Origin of the sequence: Desulfospira joergensenii DSM 10085 (genome assembly GCF_000420085.1) — a bacterium.
In the GTDB taxonomy this organism is placed as follows: domain Bacteria; phylum Desulfobacterota; class Desulfobacteria; order Desulfobacterales; family Desulfobacteraceae; genus Desulfospira; species Desulfospira joergensenii.
Genome location: NZ_ATUG01000002.1, coordinates 221958 through 237983 on the forward strand (window position 1 = coordinate 221958; position 16026 = coordinate 237983).

13 protein-coding genes and 1 tRNA gene are annotated in these 16026 nt (G+C 52.0%); 4 read left to right on the forward strand and 10 right to left on the reverse strand.

The annotated features are described in order from the left end of the window. Positions 1-47 precede the first annotated feature (47 nt). A complete protein-coding gene (locus F608_RS31855; RefSeq protein ID WP_022666147.1) occupies positions 48-1343 on the forward strand; it encodes a cysteate synthase in 1296 nt (431 codons plus the stop codon). Beyond that, on the forward strand, positions 1321-2478 hold the full coding sequence (comE, locus tag F608_RS0113345) for a sulfopyruvate decarboxylase subunit beta (RefSeq protein WP_208599537.1): 1158 nt from the start codon (positions 1321-1323) through the stop codon (positions 2476-2478). Before F608_RS31855 ends, comE begins: the two co-directional genes overlap by 23 nt. Here the strand turns inward: comE and F608_RS0113350 are convergent. After that, positions 2456-3757 (reverse strand): methanogenesis marker 16 metalloprotein, encoded by a 1302-nt coding sequence (locus F608_RS0113350; protein WP_022666149.1) that lies wholly within the window; start codon positions 3755-3757, stop codon positions 2456-2458. The genes comE and F608_RS0113350 overlap by 23 nt on opposite strands. Positions 3758-3888: 131 nt before the next feature. Then, positions 3889-5031: a methionine aminotransferase gene (locus F608_RS0113355; protein ID WP_022666150.1), complete on the reverse strand. Its 1143-nt coding sequence runs from the start codon at positions 5029-5031 to the stop codon at positions 3889-3891. Positions 5032-5238: 207 nt separating this feature from the next. Here F608_RS0113355 and F608_RS0113360 point away from each other — a divergent pair, with 207 nt between their 5' ends. Continuing rightward, positions 5239-5778, forward strand: a complete 540-nt coding sequence (locus tag F608_RS0113360; protein ID WP_027362730.1) for a cysteine hydrolase family protein — start codon at positions 5239-5241, stop codon at positions 5776-5778. A 40-nt stretch (positions 5779-5818) separates the two neighbouring features. Here the strand turns inward: F608_RS0113360 and F608_RS0113365 are convergent, their stop codons facing one another. Genes F608_RS0113365 through F608_RS0113375 form a run of 3 tightly spaced genes read right to left on the reverse strand, consistent with a single transcriptional unit; the run spans position 5819 to position 7788 of the window. Then, complete coding sequence (locus tag F608_RS0113365) at positions 5819-6454, reverse strand: class I SAM-dependent methyltransferase (protein ID WP_022666152.1); 636 nt, start codon at positions 6452-6454, stop codon at positions 5819-5821. A gap of 37 nt (positions 6455-6491) precedes the next feature. Then, entirely contained in the window at positions 6492-7160 is a 669-nt protein-coding gene (locus F608_RS31860) for an ATP-binding protein (RefSeq protein WP_022666153.1), read from the reverse strand. Then, on the reverse strand, positions 7150-7788 hold the full coding sequence (locus F608_RS0113375; protein ID WP_022666154.1) for a DUF3786 domain-containing protein: 639 nt from the start codon (positions 7786-7788) through the stop codon (positions 7150-7152). The genes F608_RS31860 and F608_RS0113375 overlap by 11 nt, the downstream gene beginning before the upstream one ends. A gap of 150 nt (positions 7789-7938) precedes the next feature. Between F608_RS0113375 and F608_RS37145 the strand changes: the two genes are divergently transcribed. After that, complete coding sequence (locus F608_RS37145; protein ID WP_022666155.1) at positions 7939-8898, forward strand: LuxR C-terminal-related transcriptional regulator; 960 nt, start codon at positions 7939-7941, stop codon at positions 8896-8898. Positions 8899-9272: 374 nt separating this feature from the next. Here F608_RS37145 and F608_RS0113390 read toward each other — a convergent pair whose 3' ends face one another. The 5 genes from F608_RS0113390 to F608_RS0113415 all read right to left on the reverse strand — a co-directional run bounded on the left by F608_RS0113390 (position 9273) and on the right by F608_RS0113415 (position 16022). Next, complete coding sequence (locus tag F608_RS0113390) at positions 9273-10283, reverse strand: FmdE family protein (RefSeq protein WP_022666157.1); 1011 nt, start codon at positions 10281-10283, stop codon at positions 9273-9275. A 35-nt stretch (positions 10284-10318) separates the two neighbouring features. Next, on the reverse strand, positions 10319-12430 hold the full coding sequence (locus F608_RS0113395) for a TonB-dependent receptor (RefSeq protein ID WP_022666158.1): 2112 nt from the start codon (positions 12428-12430) through the stop codon (positions 10319-10321). 992 nt (positions 12431-13422) lie between these two features. Further along, the gene (locus F608_RS0113400) at positions 13423-14010 is read right to left on the reverse strand and encodes a hypothetical protein (protein WP_022666160.1); all 588 of its coding nucleotides are present in this window, start codon (positions 14008-14010) and stop codon (positions 13423-13425) included. Positions 14011-14220: 210 nt separating this feature from the next. Next, positions 14221-14313, reverse strand: a tRNA-Ser gene (locus tag F608_RS0113405). 431 nt (positions 14314-14744) lie between these two features. Beyond that, positions 14745-16022: a radical SAM protein gene (locus F608_RS0113415; RefSeq protein WP_022666162.1), complete on the reverse strand. Its 1278-nt coding sequence runs from the start codon at positions 16020-16022 to the stop codon at positions 14745-14747. Positions 16023-16026: the final 4 nt, after the last annotated feature.

The following is a 16026-nucleotide window of genomic DNA, read 5'->3' on the forward strand; positions in this document are numbered from 1 at the left end:
TATTGAAAACAACAGGGCAAAGTTGAATCTGGACAGGTACTCTAGGAATGGAAAAAAAATACAGGATTGAATGCAGCTGTTGCGGGATAAAGATACCTGAAGATGCCCATCAGATTTTATGCCCCTGCTGCGGGGGCAACGCCCTTCTCACCAGCGTATATTCAAAACCCTTGACCGTCGACTCCGGATCTCCCAATCTATACCGATACAGGGACTGGCTTCCGGTCCGGTCCGAGCATAAAGGCCTGTCATCCCTGCCCGGCTGTTACCAGAGCCGGAATCTGGCCGGATCCCTGGGTCTTTCCAAGTTGTGGATTCTCTTCTCCGGGTACTGGCCCGAGAAAGGGGCTACACTTGAATCCACAAGCTTCAAGGAATTTGAGGCCATCGGAGTGTTGTCACGGATCTTTGAACGGACCCGTTTGATTCCCATTATCTGCTCCGCCGGAAACACCGGGCTGTCCGCACTCTTTATTTCCCGGAGTATTGGAATTCCGGCCGTTGTCGTGGCCCCGGAGTCTGCCTGCCGGGAATACCGGCTCCCCGGGAAAAACAGGGCCGCAAAGGACTTGCTGATCAGTGTAAAGGATGCGGATTACAAAGACTGCATTGAATTTGTGGCCACGCTTTCCCAGAACCTGTCCGGCATCATTCCCGTGGGAGGGGTATACAATATTGCCCGGAGGGATTTCTTGGGAATTCCCATGATCCACGGGGCATTTTCCATGAAAGAGATTCCAGATCATTATTTCCAGGCAGTGGGCTCGGGCACCGGTGCCATTGCCGCCTGGGAGGCCTGCTCACGCCTGAACCGGTTCAAGATCTTCCCCCAGAAGAGCATGCGCCTCCACCTGGCCCAGAACCGGCCCTTTACTCCCATTGTTAACTTATGGGAAAACAGGCCCCCTGACGGGGTTGAAAAAGCCGGCAAAGTCCTGGCACAGGTGCTGACCAACCCGGATCCGCCCTATGGTGTTGCAGGGGGGGTGCGGGATGCGCTTTCGGCCACCCAGGGGCAGGTCTACGGGGTGACCAACGCTGAAATCAGGGAAGCCAAGGCTGAATTTCAAACCCTGGAAGGAATGGATATCCAATACCCGGCCGCTGCCAGCCTGGCGGCATTGAAACAGGCCGTTGAAAAGGGCCGGGTCCGGCCCGGGGATTCCATCCTCCTCCATATCACCGGCGGGGGCCGGGAGCGGTTGATCCGGGAAAGGAAATCAATGGTCCGCCCTCCCGCCTTGTGTCTCGACAAAACCCGGATACAAAGGGCCATTGATGAAATATCGGCCTTTTCGGCCGGACTTGGAACCCGATTTCATGAAAGGACACAATATGCTTGATCCGGAACAACAGGTCATCCAGATCCTGAAACAGGAAGGCATCAACTTCACGGCCACCCTGCCCTGTGACCGGACCAAAAATCTTTATCCCCTGATTCTGGAGGCCTTTGAGGGGATCCGGCTGACCCGGGAAGAGGACGGTCTGGGCATCTGCGCCGGTGCCTGGCTGGGCGGCGGCAGGCCCATGATGGTCATCCAGAGCACAGGCCTGGGCAATATGATCAACGCTCTTTCCACCCTGAACGAGGCCTCGGCCGTTCCCATTCCTATCCTGGCCAGTTACCGGGGGTTTTACAAAGAGGGGATTGACTCCCAGATTCCTTTTGGGCGGCGGTTGCCGGAGATTCTCAAGGGATGCGGCATTCCCTGCACCCTTATCGAAGAAGCCCAGTCCCTTTCCCGCCTCTCAGAGGTCATCCGGGATGCCTATGATCATTCCCGGCCCCATGTGGCCCTGGTCTCTCCAAAGGTCTGGGAAAACTCATTCTCCAGGGCCTGGCAGGAGAATCCCCCCCTGGAGATCCGGCCGGGGGAACGGTTGGAAGGAGAACTTCACGGTCCTGTCCCCCAGCCCCGGATAACCCGGTTCGAGGCCATTTTAAGTCTGACCGATATCCTGGAAGACCAGGCCGTGGTATGCAACCTGGGTGTCCCCTCCAAAGAACTTTTCCAGGCCGGGGACCGGGCGCTCAACTACTATATGCTGGGCTCCATGGGGCTTGCCTCCTCCATCGGCCTGGGAATTTCCCGGTTTACCCAAAGAAAGGTGATGGTCCTGGACGGGGACGGCTCCATTCTGATGAATCCCAATGCCTTAATCACCATCGGCCAGGTCCGGCCGGACAATCTCATGATTCTGGGTCTGGACAACGGGGTGTACGGCTCCACAGGCTCCCAGAACACCTTTACCCAGTCGGGAATGGACCTGGGTGCCCTTGCCCGGACCTGCGGCATCCGGCATACGGCCCGGGTAAACGACGGCCAGGGCCTCAAGGATGCGGTCCGGGAGTTCGAGGCCCTGGGAAAGACCTCTTTTATCCATGTGATCCTCAAGCCGGGCAATTCCTCCTGCCCCAACATTCCCCTGACGCCCCCGGAGATCACCCGTCGTTTTAAGGAGAGTCTGGAAACCTGATTTTCGCCAGGGGTGAACTCAGCCGGAATTGTCCGTTCCGGATCTGTTCCTTCAGATCTGCAGCCGCCCGGATGGCGGCAGGGCGGTTGGACTGGCGCAGGGTGATGGGCACCTCATGGTCCACGCCTTCCAGTCTGACCCGGCCCAGGTCTCCCTTGAAGGCCTTTCCCTGGCAGGCTGAAATGCAGCGGCCGCAGTGAAAGCACTCGTAGGGATCAATTCGCGCTCCCGTCTTTGGGTCTGCCCTTACCGCGTCCACAGGGCAGATCTCTTCCACCGCACAGGTCTCACACTTGAGGCACTCTTTTTCATTGAACTCAATCTCACCATCTAACCCCTGCCAGACCTGTCCGTAGGTGATCTCATGTATGGGCCTGCGGTTTCTTATATCCACCACCTTCAGGGGGATCTGGTCGTCGGTTTTCAGGATATGGGTGAGCATCTCACGGTTCAGGACGGGTATGGCCACGGCCCAGGTGGTCATGATGTCCGGTCCGTGGCCGGTGGAGAAACCGCCCATGAATTCAGGCTTCATGGTATGCATATCGGCCGATCCTGTCAGGTTGGGCTTATCCGCCGTGCTCCGGGTCCCGGAACCGGTGACCATCCCGGGAGCCCCGTTGATCAGCACCGGGGTTCCCAGGCCAATGGTTTCAAGATTTGGATCATTTTCAATGGGATTGAGCTCTCCGCATCCGCAGAATGTCATTTCCCGGTAATCCCCCTCCATCATGTCCGAGTGAAATATGGTGGACACGGCCGACTTGCCCGGGTTGACAAATGCCAGATAGTTTTTGAATGCATTTCTGGAGGCGTGGAGCACGGCATGGGGGATCTGTTTTAAGGTGGTAAGGGCGGTTAAGGTCCGTCCGTCGTCGGTTTCGATTTCCACCCTAACCTGGTCTCCCCGGACCAGGTCCCGGAAAAGATGGCCCCCCCCATATCCGGGATTCTCCTCACTTCTGGCGGTTCCCAGAACAATGAGATCCAGGATTCCGATCCTTTCATTGGGGCAGGGCCCTACCTGGGCCGGCACGGAATTGATCCTGACCTTTTCGGCCCGGGTAAAGGTGTCGGGTTCGGCCACCTGAAAGGAGAGCACGGCATAGGTCCCGCTCATCAGGGCGCTTGTGGCGGTGGTCACCACATCGATGTCTTCCAGGGTCAGGGTCTTTCCTTTGCGAACCAGGTCGCCGATTTCCCGGGCCGTTAAGATGATCACATCCCCGCGGTCGATTTTTTTCTGGATATCTGTAAGGGTTTTGTTTGAATTCGTCATGGTCTTTGTCATTCCATTGTCATCATCCCATTTCTTTTAATGCAGGTCAGCCGATTTATCAATCCTTGATTTGGTATTGATTTGGCATGGATTCGGCTGATCCGTCCCGGAACAGGTGCCGGGGAGTTTACCTATATCCCGCACAATCTCAGGGCTGCGGCCTCAAGGGTCTCATCTTTCTTGGCAAAACAGAACCTCAGGACCCTTGCGTCATCCCCGTCCCTGTAAAAGACGGACGGGGGAATGGAGGCCACCTTGTGCTCAATGGTCAGCTTTTTTGAAAACTCCATGTCCGGCAGATCGGAAATATCTGAATAGTCGAGCATCTGAAAATAGGACCCGTGGCAGGGAACGATCCGGAACCTGGAATCTTTCAATTTTGAGGCAAACAGATCCCGTTTCTTCTGGTAAAAGGCACCCAGGTCCAGGTACCGGTCTTCATGGTCAAGGAACTCTGCATAGGCCATCTGTACCGGGGTATTGGTGGAAAAGGTCAGGTATTGGTGGATTTTCCTGAGTTCCTCTGTCAGATTTTCCGGCGCCAGGCAGTATCCGACCTTCCAGCCGGTTGCATGGTAGGTCTTGCCAAGGGAACTGACCACAAAGCTTCTGGCGGCCAGGTCCGGTCTGCCCGAGATGCTTTCATGCTTCTTCCCGTCAAAGATGATGTGTTCATAGACCTCGTCGCTTAGAATATAGAGATCATGAGCTTCAACGATCTTTGAAAGCTCGGCCGTATCTTCAGGCTTGAGCACCGCCCCCGTGGGATTGTGGGGCGAGTTGAGGATGATGAGCCGGGTTTTGGAAGAGATGCTCTGCTTTACCCTGTCCCAGTCAATGGAGTATCCGGGATGGGCCAGCCGGACATGGACGGGCTTTCCCCCGCAAAGTTCAACGGCAGGGCCGTAGGAGTCATAGGCCGGATCAAAGATAATGACCTCGTCATCCTTGTTCACCACCGTGGTGATGGCCGCAAAAAGGGCTTCCGTGGCCCCGGATGTAATGGTGACCTCCCTGTCGGCATCATAGTTGGCTCCGTACATCTTCTGCTGTTTTTCCGCGATTTTCTCCCGGAGGGGCTGGACACCGGGCATGGGGGCATACTGGTTAAAACCCTGGTGCATGTATTTTCCCACGAGATCGATCAGCAGAGGATCCACATCAAAATCGGGAAAACCCTGGGACAGGTTGATGGCCCGGTTCTCGTTGGCCAGGTTGGTCATCCGGCTGAATATGGTCATGCCGACATGGGGAAGTTTTGATCTGATTTTCATGTTCCTGTCTCTATCTTAAATGTTTTTTGCCCTTGCAACACCGGATACACAGGTCGAAATCAGATCATATTAGGGGGACATGACCGCTCTGTCAACCATTTCCCATGAATGAAAACCAGGTCAAGAAAGAATTTTTTCTGGTGGAAGATTTTGATTCATGGGATAGTGACGAACAAAAATATGAAAAATCTCAATTCAGGGGCGGATATGGCAACGGCAGTTTTGATTATCGATGTTCAGCAGGGGTTGTGTGAAGGTCCGGAGGCGGTGTTCGACGCTGCCGGGACCATTGAGCGGATCAACCGGGTAAATTCCCATGCAAGGGGAAAAGGCGCTCTGGTGGTTTTTATCCGGCATGAGAGCCAATCGGGTCTGCTGACCCATGGGTCTGCGGCCTGGCAATTGGCCCGGGGGCTTGTGACAAAGCCTTCGGATCAGTTCATCCGAAAAACAACACCGGATTCTTTTCTGGGCACCGGACTGGAGGCCCTGCTTCAGCAGCATAAAATCAAGGATCTGGTGATCTGCGGGATGATGACGGAGTTCTGCGTGGACACGACCACGAGAAGGGCCCTTGCCCTTGGATTTCCCGTCACCCTGGTGTCGGACGGCCACACATCGGCAGGGAATTCCGCCCTGTCTCCCCAACAGGTGATTGCCCACCACAATGAAACCCTTTCCAATATGGCCAGCTTCGGCCCCCGGGTCAAACCGGTCCCCAGCGATAGGATAGAAATCGATTCCTAGGGTTTCGGGTCGGCTCCACCTGTATTCCCGGAAAAGGGACTCATGCCTCCGGCCGGGTGCCCACCGCGCAGTAGCTGATCCTTTTCTTTCCGGGTTTGGACCGGATTTCAATATCCGTAAAGGAACCGTGAACCCAAAGGAGTTCCTTCAGTTCCTCCATGGAATAGTATTGGAACACATCCCGGTCCAGGGGCAGTTTTTCCATTTCTTTTTTTTCATGCAGACCGATGAAAATTCTTCCACCGGGCCTGAGCAGCCCGGATATCCTGGAAACCGTCGATTCAGGATTCTTCCAGAAATAAACGGTGTTGACGGTGAAAATCTTATCAAAACCTTTGCCGTCAAAGGGGGCTGTATCAAAGTCTCCCAGGTGAAGCCTGACTTTTCCATTCTGGATATGGATTCGGTTTTTCTTTGCTGCGATGTCCAGCATGGGTTTAGAAAAATCGATCCCTTCAATCATGGCGGGGTCTGAACGGTCTGCGATCTCTTGGATCAGCTTTCCCGGGCCGAATCCGATCTCCAGGATGCGCTCATCATCGCAACGGCCCAAAGCCTCAAACATGAGATCATTCAACTCCGCATTTCCCTTTTCAAAGATCTGGGAGGAGATGAGCCGGCCGAATAGTCCGGAAGGTTTTCGGGCCTGCCGGGAAAAAAATTTAGAAAAATTCATCTTGATCCTTCTATGGATTTGTTCCGATCCACCCTTTTTACTCCGGGCATTCTGCCATGGAAACCGCCCCGACAGGGCAGGTGGTGACGCAGAGGCCGCAGCCCAGGCATTTATTTCCCCGGAAGACCAGCTCATCCCCGGTCAGAATCCGGGCCCCGAAAACACAGCGGTCCACGCATTCTCCGCAAAGAGTGCAAGTCTCATGATCCGTGACCGCCAGGTATTGGGATCTTACCATGAGATCCTTTCGGCCGTAAAGCTTGACGATTTGAAGATCATGGCAGCAGCAGGAGCAGCAGGAACATAGGGCGAAGATCTGATGATCCGGCATATAGAGGCTGAGATGGACCAGGCCGCTCTGGTTGGCCTTTTCAAGAATGGCCCCGGCCTCGTCCAGGGAGACATGCCTGGCCTCGCCCCGGTCCGCCAGCCGGTCCGCCACCTGGTTCAGAATCAGGCAGACCTCCAGGGGATGGTTGCACCGTTGATAATGGCTCCGGCATTCACATTCCTGGACCGCAAGGGAATCGGCACCCTCCAGCAGTTTCAGGGCCTGGTTCGTGGGAAGGACCCATTGCTCCGGGGTAAAGGATTCAGCCACAGGGATCACCTTTGAGGAATAGGAGATCAGTCCCTTTTCCAGCCATTGGTCATATTTGGTCAGCCGTTTTTCAAGGAACTCGTCCTTGGGAAGGTTAATCTTCATGTCCGGCCTCCCTGTCTGATGAGATCAGGCTCCGAGCCAGGGCAGAACCGCACATGACCAGGGATTCGGGATCCAAATAGAATTCCGCATGCTTTTCAAACAACACCCGGCACATTGCTGGGAAGCCTTCGTCTTTATCGTTGAAGAGCAGAAGGAGCCGGATTCGGGGCAGGAGATCAAAGACCATGGACAGGTCATACCCGGCCCCGGTGTCATGGGGCTTGCCCGCCAAGGCCTGCCCGGCCAGTTCCATTCGGTCTGTCCGGCTCTGGAAATGTTTGAGAATGGCCTGTTCCGTATCCGAGGTGAAAAAGTTGACATTGGTGATGGCAGCATCCTTTTTAAAATCCCGTATTCCTACCCACTGGGGATCGCGAATCACCCGATCCGGACAGAGCAGGACATACTTTGCAAGAATCACGCAGAGACCGTATCCGGGTCTGCGGCCTGAATCGTCCCGGAATCCTTCTCCCGAGACCCAATAATCCCGGTTGAGAAACCGGATCCAGCCCCCCTGTTCTTCCGGCACGAGGCCCAGGATTTCAGCGGCCGCCCCAAGATCGCATCGGCCGATCCTGCGGCAGTAGTCCTGGTAATGGGTTTCAAATACTTTGGATTGTTCCGTCATTTTGCTCCTCCTCCTGGGTAAAAATTCCCTTGTCCCCCATCTCTTATCAGGGTAAAAAGATAAGAACATCCCCCATTTGGGGGGTTTTGAATTCTTCCGGATGGGGTATTAGATGGGCAAGGTTTAGAATCGATTGAAAAAAGGGCTGCCATGCTGCTGAAATCGTACTCTGAGGTCGACTGTGTTGTTTCCGATGACCCGCGGATCGGCATGGATGCGGACCGGATGCCTGTAAAGGTCTGGTCCCTTTCCTTTAAACCGGACCAGGAGGTGGGCTTTTTGTTTCCCTATCTAAACGGAGCCCTGGACGACGCCCTCTGGTACGAGCGGCCCGACCATGTGAGGTTCCTCTTTGAGGGACGCCGATGTCTTCTCTACCCGGACCGGGCTGCGGCCCATTTTTTTGAAACCAGGGAATCGGCCGTGGCCTTTATCCGGCCGCTCATGGATTTTCTCAACAGCCTGGATGCCCGGAAAAGTGAAATCAAACCCAACTTCAACCAGATCCGGCATGTCAAGATTCCGGAAGTCCTCAAACTGCTTCCCCAGACCAACTGCCGGGAATGCGGATTCCCCACCTGCATGGCCTTTGCCGCAGCCGTGGCCAGGGGGAAGATCCTGGCAGACCAGTGCCCTGGGCTGGCTTCTCCCATGAGTGAGTCCGCGGTCTATCCGGTATTTGACCGCCAGGGGAACCTGATCCATTCCCTGTCCCTGAAGATCGATACCGCCGGTCTCAAACGCCGCATCAAGGACCAGGATCTTCGGATCCGGTCCCTGGAAGCCCGGTTGGAAACCAAAGCCCGGCCGAATCCTTCTGAACCTGAGCCCGTGACCGAATCTGCGCCGGATTCCGTGCCGGAAACAAAATCCGAGTCAATGCCTGACCCTGGGTCTGAATCGGTTGCCGGGCCTGCGGCCGCTCTCACAGACCGGGAAATTGAGGTGCTGACCCGGATCGCCCAGGGCTATACCAATAATGAAATCGGCGGTCTTCTCTTTATCAGCCCCCATACGGTGAAGAGCCACATGATCAATATCTTCAACAAATTCGGGGTCAGCGACCGGACCCAGGCCGCGGTCCTGGGGGTCCGCACCGGACTGATCTGACAGTGCGATCATCTTTCCCAGGTATGAAAATGACCGCCTCTAGGAAATCCTTCAGGGAAGAAATCATGCCCGTTGAAGAAAGAGCCGGATATGCTGCCTTGCTGAAAGTTTTTCTCAATAAAATCCATGTGTACAAAGATTGATTTCCAATCACAGGATTTGACGGCAATGCCAAAAAAAAACCGGACCGTCAAAAGACGGTCCGGTTTGAAGGGAGGGAGTAGGATGAAAAAGAAGAACACTTTGAATTGTTCTTTGTTGCGCTTTCTCTTTTCTACGGTTTTAGTTCTACCACGTCATTCTCACGGGAACATGACGCCAGGATTACCGATTGGTCATGAAAAAAATACCTTCCTGCACCGGGAAATACCATTTCAATCAAATCCGTCTTTCCACAGCCCGGCCGTTTTGTAAGGATTGTTCCCCGCCTCCATCATCTCATTGTACTGTTTTTCGTCCAGCTTGAATTCAGCCGCAGTGGAGACAAAGAGACCCGGTTTGTCAAGATATTCCAGTGCGGCCAGTACCGTAGCCGCTTTGGGCATATCCGAGGAAGATAGGGCTTTCAGACGGTCAAAGCTGAAACTCAGGGCAACGCCTTTGCCGCTCTTTTGCTTTTTATCCCAGATGAGAAGGAATCCTGCGGGGTTGACGACCGTAACCTTGGCGGCCTGCTCTTTCGAGAGTGGTTTGACAATCAGGCCCCTTTTTCCCGGCGTACAATCCAACACCACTTGAAAGGCATCTTCCTTACACCATACCGGGCAGGCAATTACCGTGTAGCGTTCTCCCTGTTTCAACGGGTAATGGTTTAAAATATAACGGGACATCAGATAGCCGGATGTCAGGCCGGGACAGATATGATTGTGCAGTTCGGCACTTTTCAAAAAATCATAGGGGCCTTGATTTGCCCATACATTGGCCATGGCGGCAAGAGTGAAGATATCTGAACCGGCCTTGAAATCCTCTTTAACGGTTTTCCAGAAAGAAGGGGATGAAATGGCTGCTTCGCTTAAACTAAGCGCTTCCTTCAGCCAGGAATCCGCTGTCCTGCTTATGATTACGGCATTTCCGTCACTTCTCTTGAAAAGCATCAGACGCATGGGACGATTCTGGGCCCTCTGGAAAAAGAGAAGGTTGCCCTTGCCCACCGTGCACCCGGTCAAGCCCTGTGCCTGATCCAGAAATGAAAGAGCAGATTGACCGTTGATTTTGACATAAGGTGCATTGGTAAGCACCAGTAAATCAGGGTCTCCCTTTGACACATCCAGGGTTTTCATGGCCCCAGAGACCAGTTCCGGTATTCCTGCAGAAAATGCATGGGTCCCGCACATCAAAGAAATCAGAACCGCCGTAAACCATGCCCACTTTAATCGTTTTCTCATGTCAGTTCCTCCTTTTTTCAGTTGTAAATAATTTTTCAGATAGAGACACGGAAAGATACCCCGACTGTCCGGTCCGTTGCCGGATAGCCGGAAGAATTATAATAGACTTCATTCAACGCATTTTTGAGATAGACATTTAACACCCCATCGGAGAACCAGCCCGCTTTTTTGAAGCAGTCATACTGTACGCCGATGTCAACTATGTGATAGGCATCATTGTCCACCTGGTAAAATTCCCAGACACCGGTTGCAATTTGATTGGAATATTCAGTGGTTTCGGGGCTCTGATAATAGTAATCCAGCATCAGGGTCGTCTTTTCCCCGACTTCATACCGCAGTCCGGCACTGGCCCGATGTTCCGCGCGCTGATCCAGTCCGGTTACCCCGGCGGCCGAAGACCCCTGGTCGAAAAACCTCTGCCAGGAATAGGTAAGATAAAAGGAAAGATCCTCTGTCAGGTGACCGCCCAGTTCAATATCAACGCCATGCCGGTGGACTTCATCCAGGTTGATTTTCCAGTCGCTCCACTGAAGGGCACCATCACTGGCGCTTTTATATTGGGCGTATGAACTGTTGCTCATGATATAGTCTTTGATATTATAAAATGAATAATCCAGCTTAAGGGTGATATCCCGCACTATACGCCGCTTCAGAATCAAATCGTAGCCCATGCCGTGCTCCGGCTCCAGCCAGATACCCGAGGGCCTCCCGCTGCTGTTATAATCCCCGTGATTGTCCGGTGCCCGCCAGAACTTGCTGATCCCTGCCGAAAGTGAGGTATCCCGAAGCCAGGGGGCAATGGAATCCATTTTCCAGGTGGTAAAGGATTTGGGAATAAACTGGTCCCACTGCCGTTCGACATACTTGCCATAGGATGTATTGTATAGTGCCGTGCCGGACCAGTTGCTTAGCCAGATATTGACATCCTCGTACCGGGCTCCGAAAGTGACATCCACAGAGGGAAGTATCCCCCATTTATGCTGAAAAAAAGCCCCTTTTTTCCGCACCCGCTCGGTTTTGATATCATCCGTACCGTCATCATAGAGCTTGGCCAAATCAACGCCAAAAGTGGTGGTGTTATTTTCATTCCACTGGAATTCATCCATAAGTTTTCCGCCTTCCTGCCACCAGTCGGTTTCCATGGAATACCGACTGGTTCCCGTAAGGTAGGAATAATCCCGGGTTTCCTTTCCGGAGTATGCATCGAATTTCAGACGCCCGATGGGCAGGGTCTGTGCATAGTTCAAACGGTAGGTGCGGGCCTCGGTATCCCAGGTGGGATCCTGCCACTCCTGGAACGAGCTTTTTTCCACAATGGGATAATCTGAATCATAATCCGCTGCAGAAGGCTGGGTTATACCCGGATTTTTCACCGGTATCTGCCGGTCGACATCAGAGAATGAAGCACTCAACGCGATAAAACCGCTATGGGGAAGCAAATATCCAAACCGGCTGAAAGCGGTATTGATATCAATCTCATTATTGCGCAGGTAGCCGTCTGTCATATAATTCTGATAGGCCAGATCATAGGTTAGGGAATCGACTGAACCCTCAACCACGGCGGTGTTGCCCATGGTGTTGTAGGAACCATAACTGCTAGTCAGGCGGATATCTGGCTTTTCCGTATCATGGCGGGTCGGAGTTCGGGTAATCAGATTCAGTACACCGGCAACGCTCTTCGCATCGTACAGAGCGGAATGGGGTCCGGGCAGCACTTCAATGGATTTGATTAGAAAAAAGGGAAGCGTGGCATAATCAACGATGTTTCCGTCTTTGCGGCCGCCGGATTTCTGGACTGTCAGACCATCAATGGCCGTTACAAACCGCTGCTCATCACAGCCGCGTATACGGATGTCGTCCACACCGGGATCTAGATTTGATTGCCCCCTGAAATCGATGGTGGCCTGGGTTTTGAGTACATCAATGACACTGACGGGCGGACTGACAGTGGTGATCTCATCAACCTCGATAACGGTTTTCGACGGTAATTGGATAAATCCGGGTGCTCCTGCCTGCTCGTGGACTTCCATATCCTCCAATTGTTCTATCTGTGAGTCGGACAGGATTTCTTCGGCCAGCAGGAGGGGCATCCAGCCCATGATTAAAAATGTTATGACTGCAAGCATGGTGATTTTTAAATGTCTCATCTGCGTTTTCCTTTTGTATTCTGGTTTCCTTGCCTGAGACAGAAGCCGCTGGCTGGGCGTTGACGCCCGGAGAACGCAATGGTATAACACTGGCGTTTCCCCGGCATGTCTGGGGTGCATCCAAAGGCGGCCGCTTGATCCTTGCCGGGAATGCGGCTGCCTTTTTTTCAGCGAACTTTGTCCGTATTGATTCAAAACGGGTATTATCCTTTTTTAACCCCCTTTCTTCATCTCCTACAGATTCGGATTTTTGATTTTCTGTTTCGGTAGGGACAACCTGTAAACAGGTATATACGAGTTTGTCTATTAATTTGTCGGCAGATACGGATAGGCGCGAGCTATCGAAAACATGGCAGGGGAATGAACGGACTTCTTCAATTGATCCTACTGTTATTCGAATCCATATCTTGAGACTTTCTTGACCATTCTCCACTAAAACAAAAAAGGCCGGGAAATTCAGATTCCGGGGACTCTGCGTCCCGGACTGACCTTCCTGGCCTTATGTTCAATTATGTTGTTATTCTCTTTAAACACGCCTTCATAGCGTGTCATTCATGTCCGCCTTAAAACACACATGTTTTTCCATGTCAATAATTTTCTAACTGTATTGAATAATAAATTAGAAAAACCGCAAAAAATAAAAATTATCGCATCAACCCCTTACAATTAGGGTATTCACTTAATGGACCCCCCTCTCTATCCGGGATAAAATTATGCTTCTTTCTGGGGCAATCTCTTCGCTTCTTTATCGCGCTTGTTCATGATTCTGTCAACAAAAGCTATGATATTTGACCATTCGATTCTGCCCTGATGGGTATCCTGGATGTTGCCATTTTCGAAGAATTATAGATTGTATAGACTTGGCTCTGGCGGGAAACCGGGATTTCTCTACACAGGAATGTTGGTACCAGCATTTAAAATTTTTCAAGGAAACGCATCAACTCCGTTCACTTTTTAGGCCCCATCTGCAACGACCTAAATCCTCTATTGATCTAGGGTACCCATGTAAGAACACCTTCATTGGGATTTTGCTTCTTCCATTGCCAAAACGCTTCTATATTACGGATTCCATCCTCGATTACCGCTTTATATATCTGAATGGACATTACTTTTTGACCCATTGGGATTGCGCTCTTTATTCGAAGAATTGCCCCACGAGTCTCTTCTGTTAGAACTTCGGAAATGCGTTCAGCCACATTTTCAAAGTAACCGACATATGGAGAGTCGTTTAAAATATGAATCATGTCTATTTGCCATGAATTCCCATCCGGATCATCATAAAAGGCGTGCCACTCAATGCATTTATCCTCGGCTTCGAGCAGATTTGCGTAACTTACTGTTTTAATGCGCTTGTTTTCAGATAGTCTGGACACCGCCAAAAAGCTGTCAGAAAGCTTGAACGGAGTTGTATAGATATGAAAATCGATGTCTCGATTATTGATCAGCAATCCGGTTTTGAGAGAACCTACCAAATTGATGGTTGCTCCAATAGAGGACCAATGGTCGGTCACATTGGTCTTTTCAATGACAGACCATGCTTCCTTTTGTCTTCGTTCAGCCGTTTTTAAAATATCTTCCATGATTTTTTTACTCTTTCAGTTCAAGGCCGGAGAAAGGATTACACGGATCCGGCCGGATACTATGAATATTTGAATGGTACCAAACAGCCAAGCTGGTTATAAATCATTCCCGGTCCGGGAATGCAACCATAAAATTTATACATTGGATTTCGAACAATCAGTTTAAGACAGGAATTTTAAATAATAAGCACTTGATTTTACATAAAAATCTGGCGGAGAGGGTGGGATTCGAACCCACGATCCCGGTTTAGCCAGGATACTGCTTTTCGAGAGCAGGGCCTTCAGCCGCTCGGCCACCTCTCCGCATCAGGGGGCAAAAGTCCAACAGATGATGACAATCTTAATGGATCTGGAAAGATTGTCAAGATCTATCCCTGGCCATTATCAAGGCGCCATCTGCCTCGTTGCCTTGGGTCGTTCCTCCCTAGGTCGGATGGGGTATACACCTTCCATCGTTCCTCTTCGGCGCCCTGCTTACGGCCAGGGAGGAAATCGAAAAATATGTTATTTTATTATCGTTTTATAGTTTGGATTCTGCAGTAACCTTAGGGGGGAGTAAAGGTTTTCGCGGATTGGATCCCTTCGGGCGGCAAGACGCCGCAGGAGAAGGGATCCCTCCTCGGAGAAAATCATGGATGATTTTCGAGAATGAGCCGAAAATCTTTGCTCCTCCCGGCGTGAATCGGTATCTTTTTTTTGGGATAACTACAGGCGTTGGATCCGCGCTCTTTTTCCTATAACCGCTGGATCAGATAGATAAAAACCGGGAGCCGGCTTTCTTCCTTGATCCTGTAAAACCGGGGCAGAAGTTCTCTTTTCCTGGGGCTGTCCCTGAGCGGGGACAGATAGATCGCTCCCTTTGCCGAACTCTTTGTCCCGGTGTTCTTTAACAGATCAGCCAGGGAGTCGTCATGATCCGGGGACAGGCGGTCTCCTGCGATAAAATTGCCCGTGATTTCGACCCGGTCAAATCCGGCATTGATCTCCAGCATCTTTTCAAAGGCCTCCCTGACCTGGGACGCCTTGATCGGCTTGCCGATACGGGTCAGGGTAGCCGGATCAACAGATTCAAATCCGATATTGATATGGGTGAAAAAGGGCAAACGATTCAAGTCTTCGAACAGAGTCCGGCCTGATTTGAGAAAAGATCCCACACTGCCGAAAAGGAAAAGCCGCGGTATTTGATCTTTAATCTGCCTGAATCCGAACCTGTCATAGGCTTTCCGGGCGGCAAAGCAGATAAGATCCTTTCCTGCAGCAAGGCCGTCATGATTCCCGAGAAAGAGCCCCTGATAATTGACCAGGTCGGCATTAAAATGGACTTTCAGGGCCTCTATCTGCCTTCGGATGCTCTCCTGTGATCGTTTTTTAAAGTTCTGTTCCGATTTTACGCAGCAGAATTTGCAATGATAAAGACAGCCGTCGGCAAGGGTCAGGGGGATCACGTCATAGTCGACATGCCTTGTATCAGGCGGAAGTACGGAGATCCTTTCCCCGATGATTTGGTGAAGCTTTTGGGCCCGGGAGTGGAGTTTCTGGTCGTCATGGCTGAGGATCTTCTCCATGAGACCTTTGGCATGGGGATAGAGCCCCTTGGAACGGGCCATGTACAGATTGCCGAACAACTGGCTCCACTGGGCAAGGGCGTTCATGATCACGGGGTTTGAAAAATACTTGATCTCCCAGACCGGATTGCTGGGATAGGGCAGGCAGGGAAGATAATATTCCCCCATCCACGAGACAATTCCCTCATCCCCGCTTTTATCACCCACGGTATAATAGACCCAGTCGTTTCCAATGGTTCTCTTGAACTGCTCGGCCGGATGGGGCCAGGCAGGGCTAAGCCCCCGGATGGTCTTGATCTCCCCGTTCAGGTTAAAGCAGAACTCAAAATCCCGGGTTCTTATCTCCGAATACCGGCCGAACCTCAGAGGAAACCTCTGTTTGACAAGTCTGTCAGGCCCCTGCTTTTCAACGCTGATCCGCAAGGGCTGCGGCTGCAAAAAGTCCATTCCG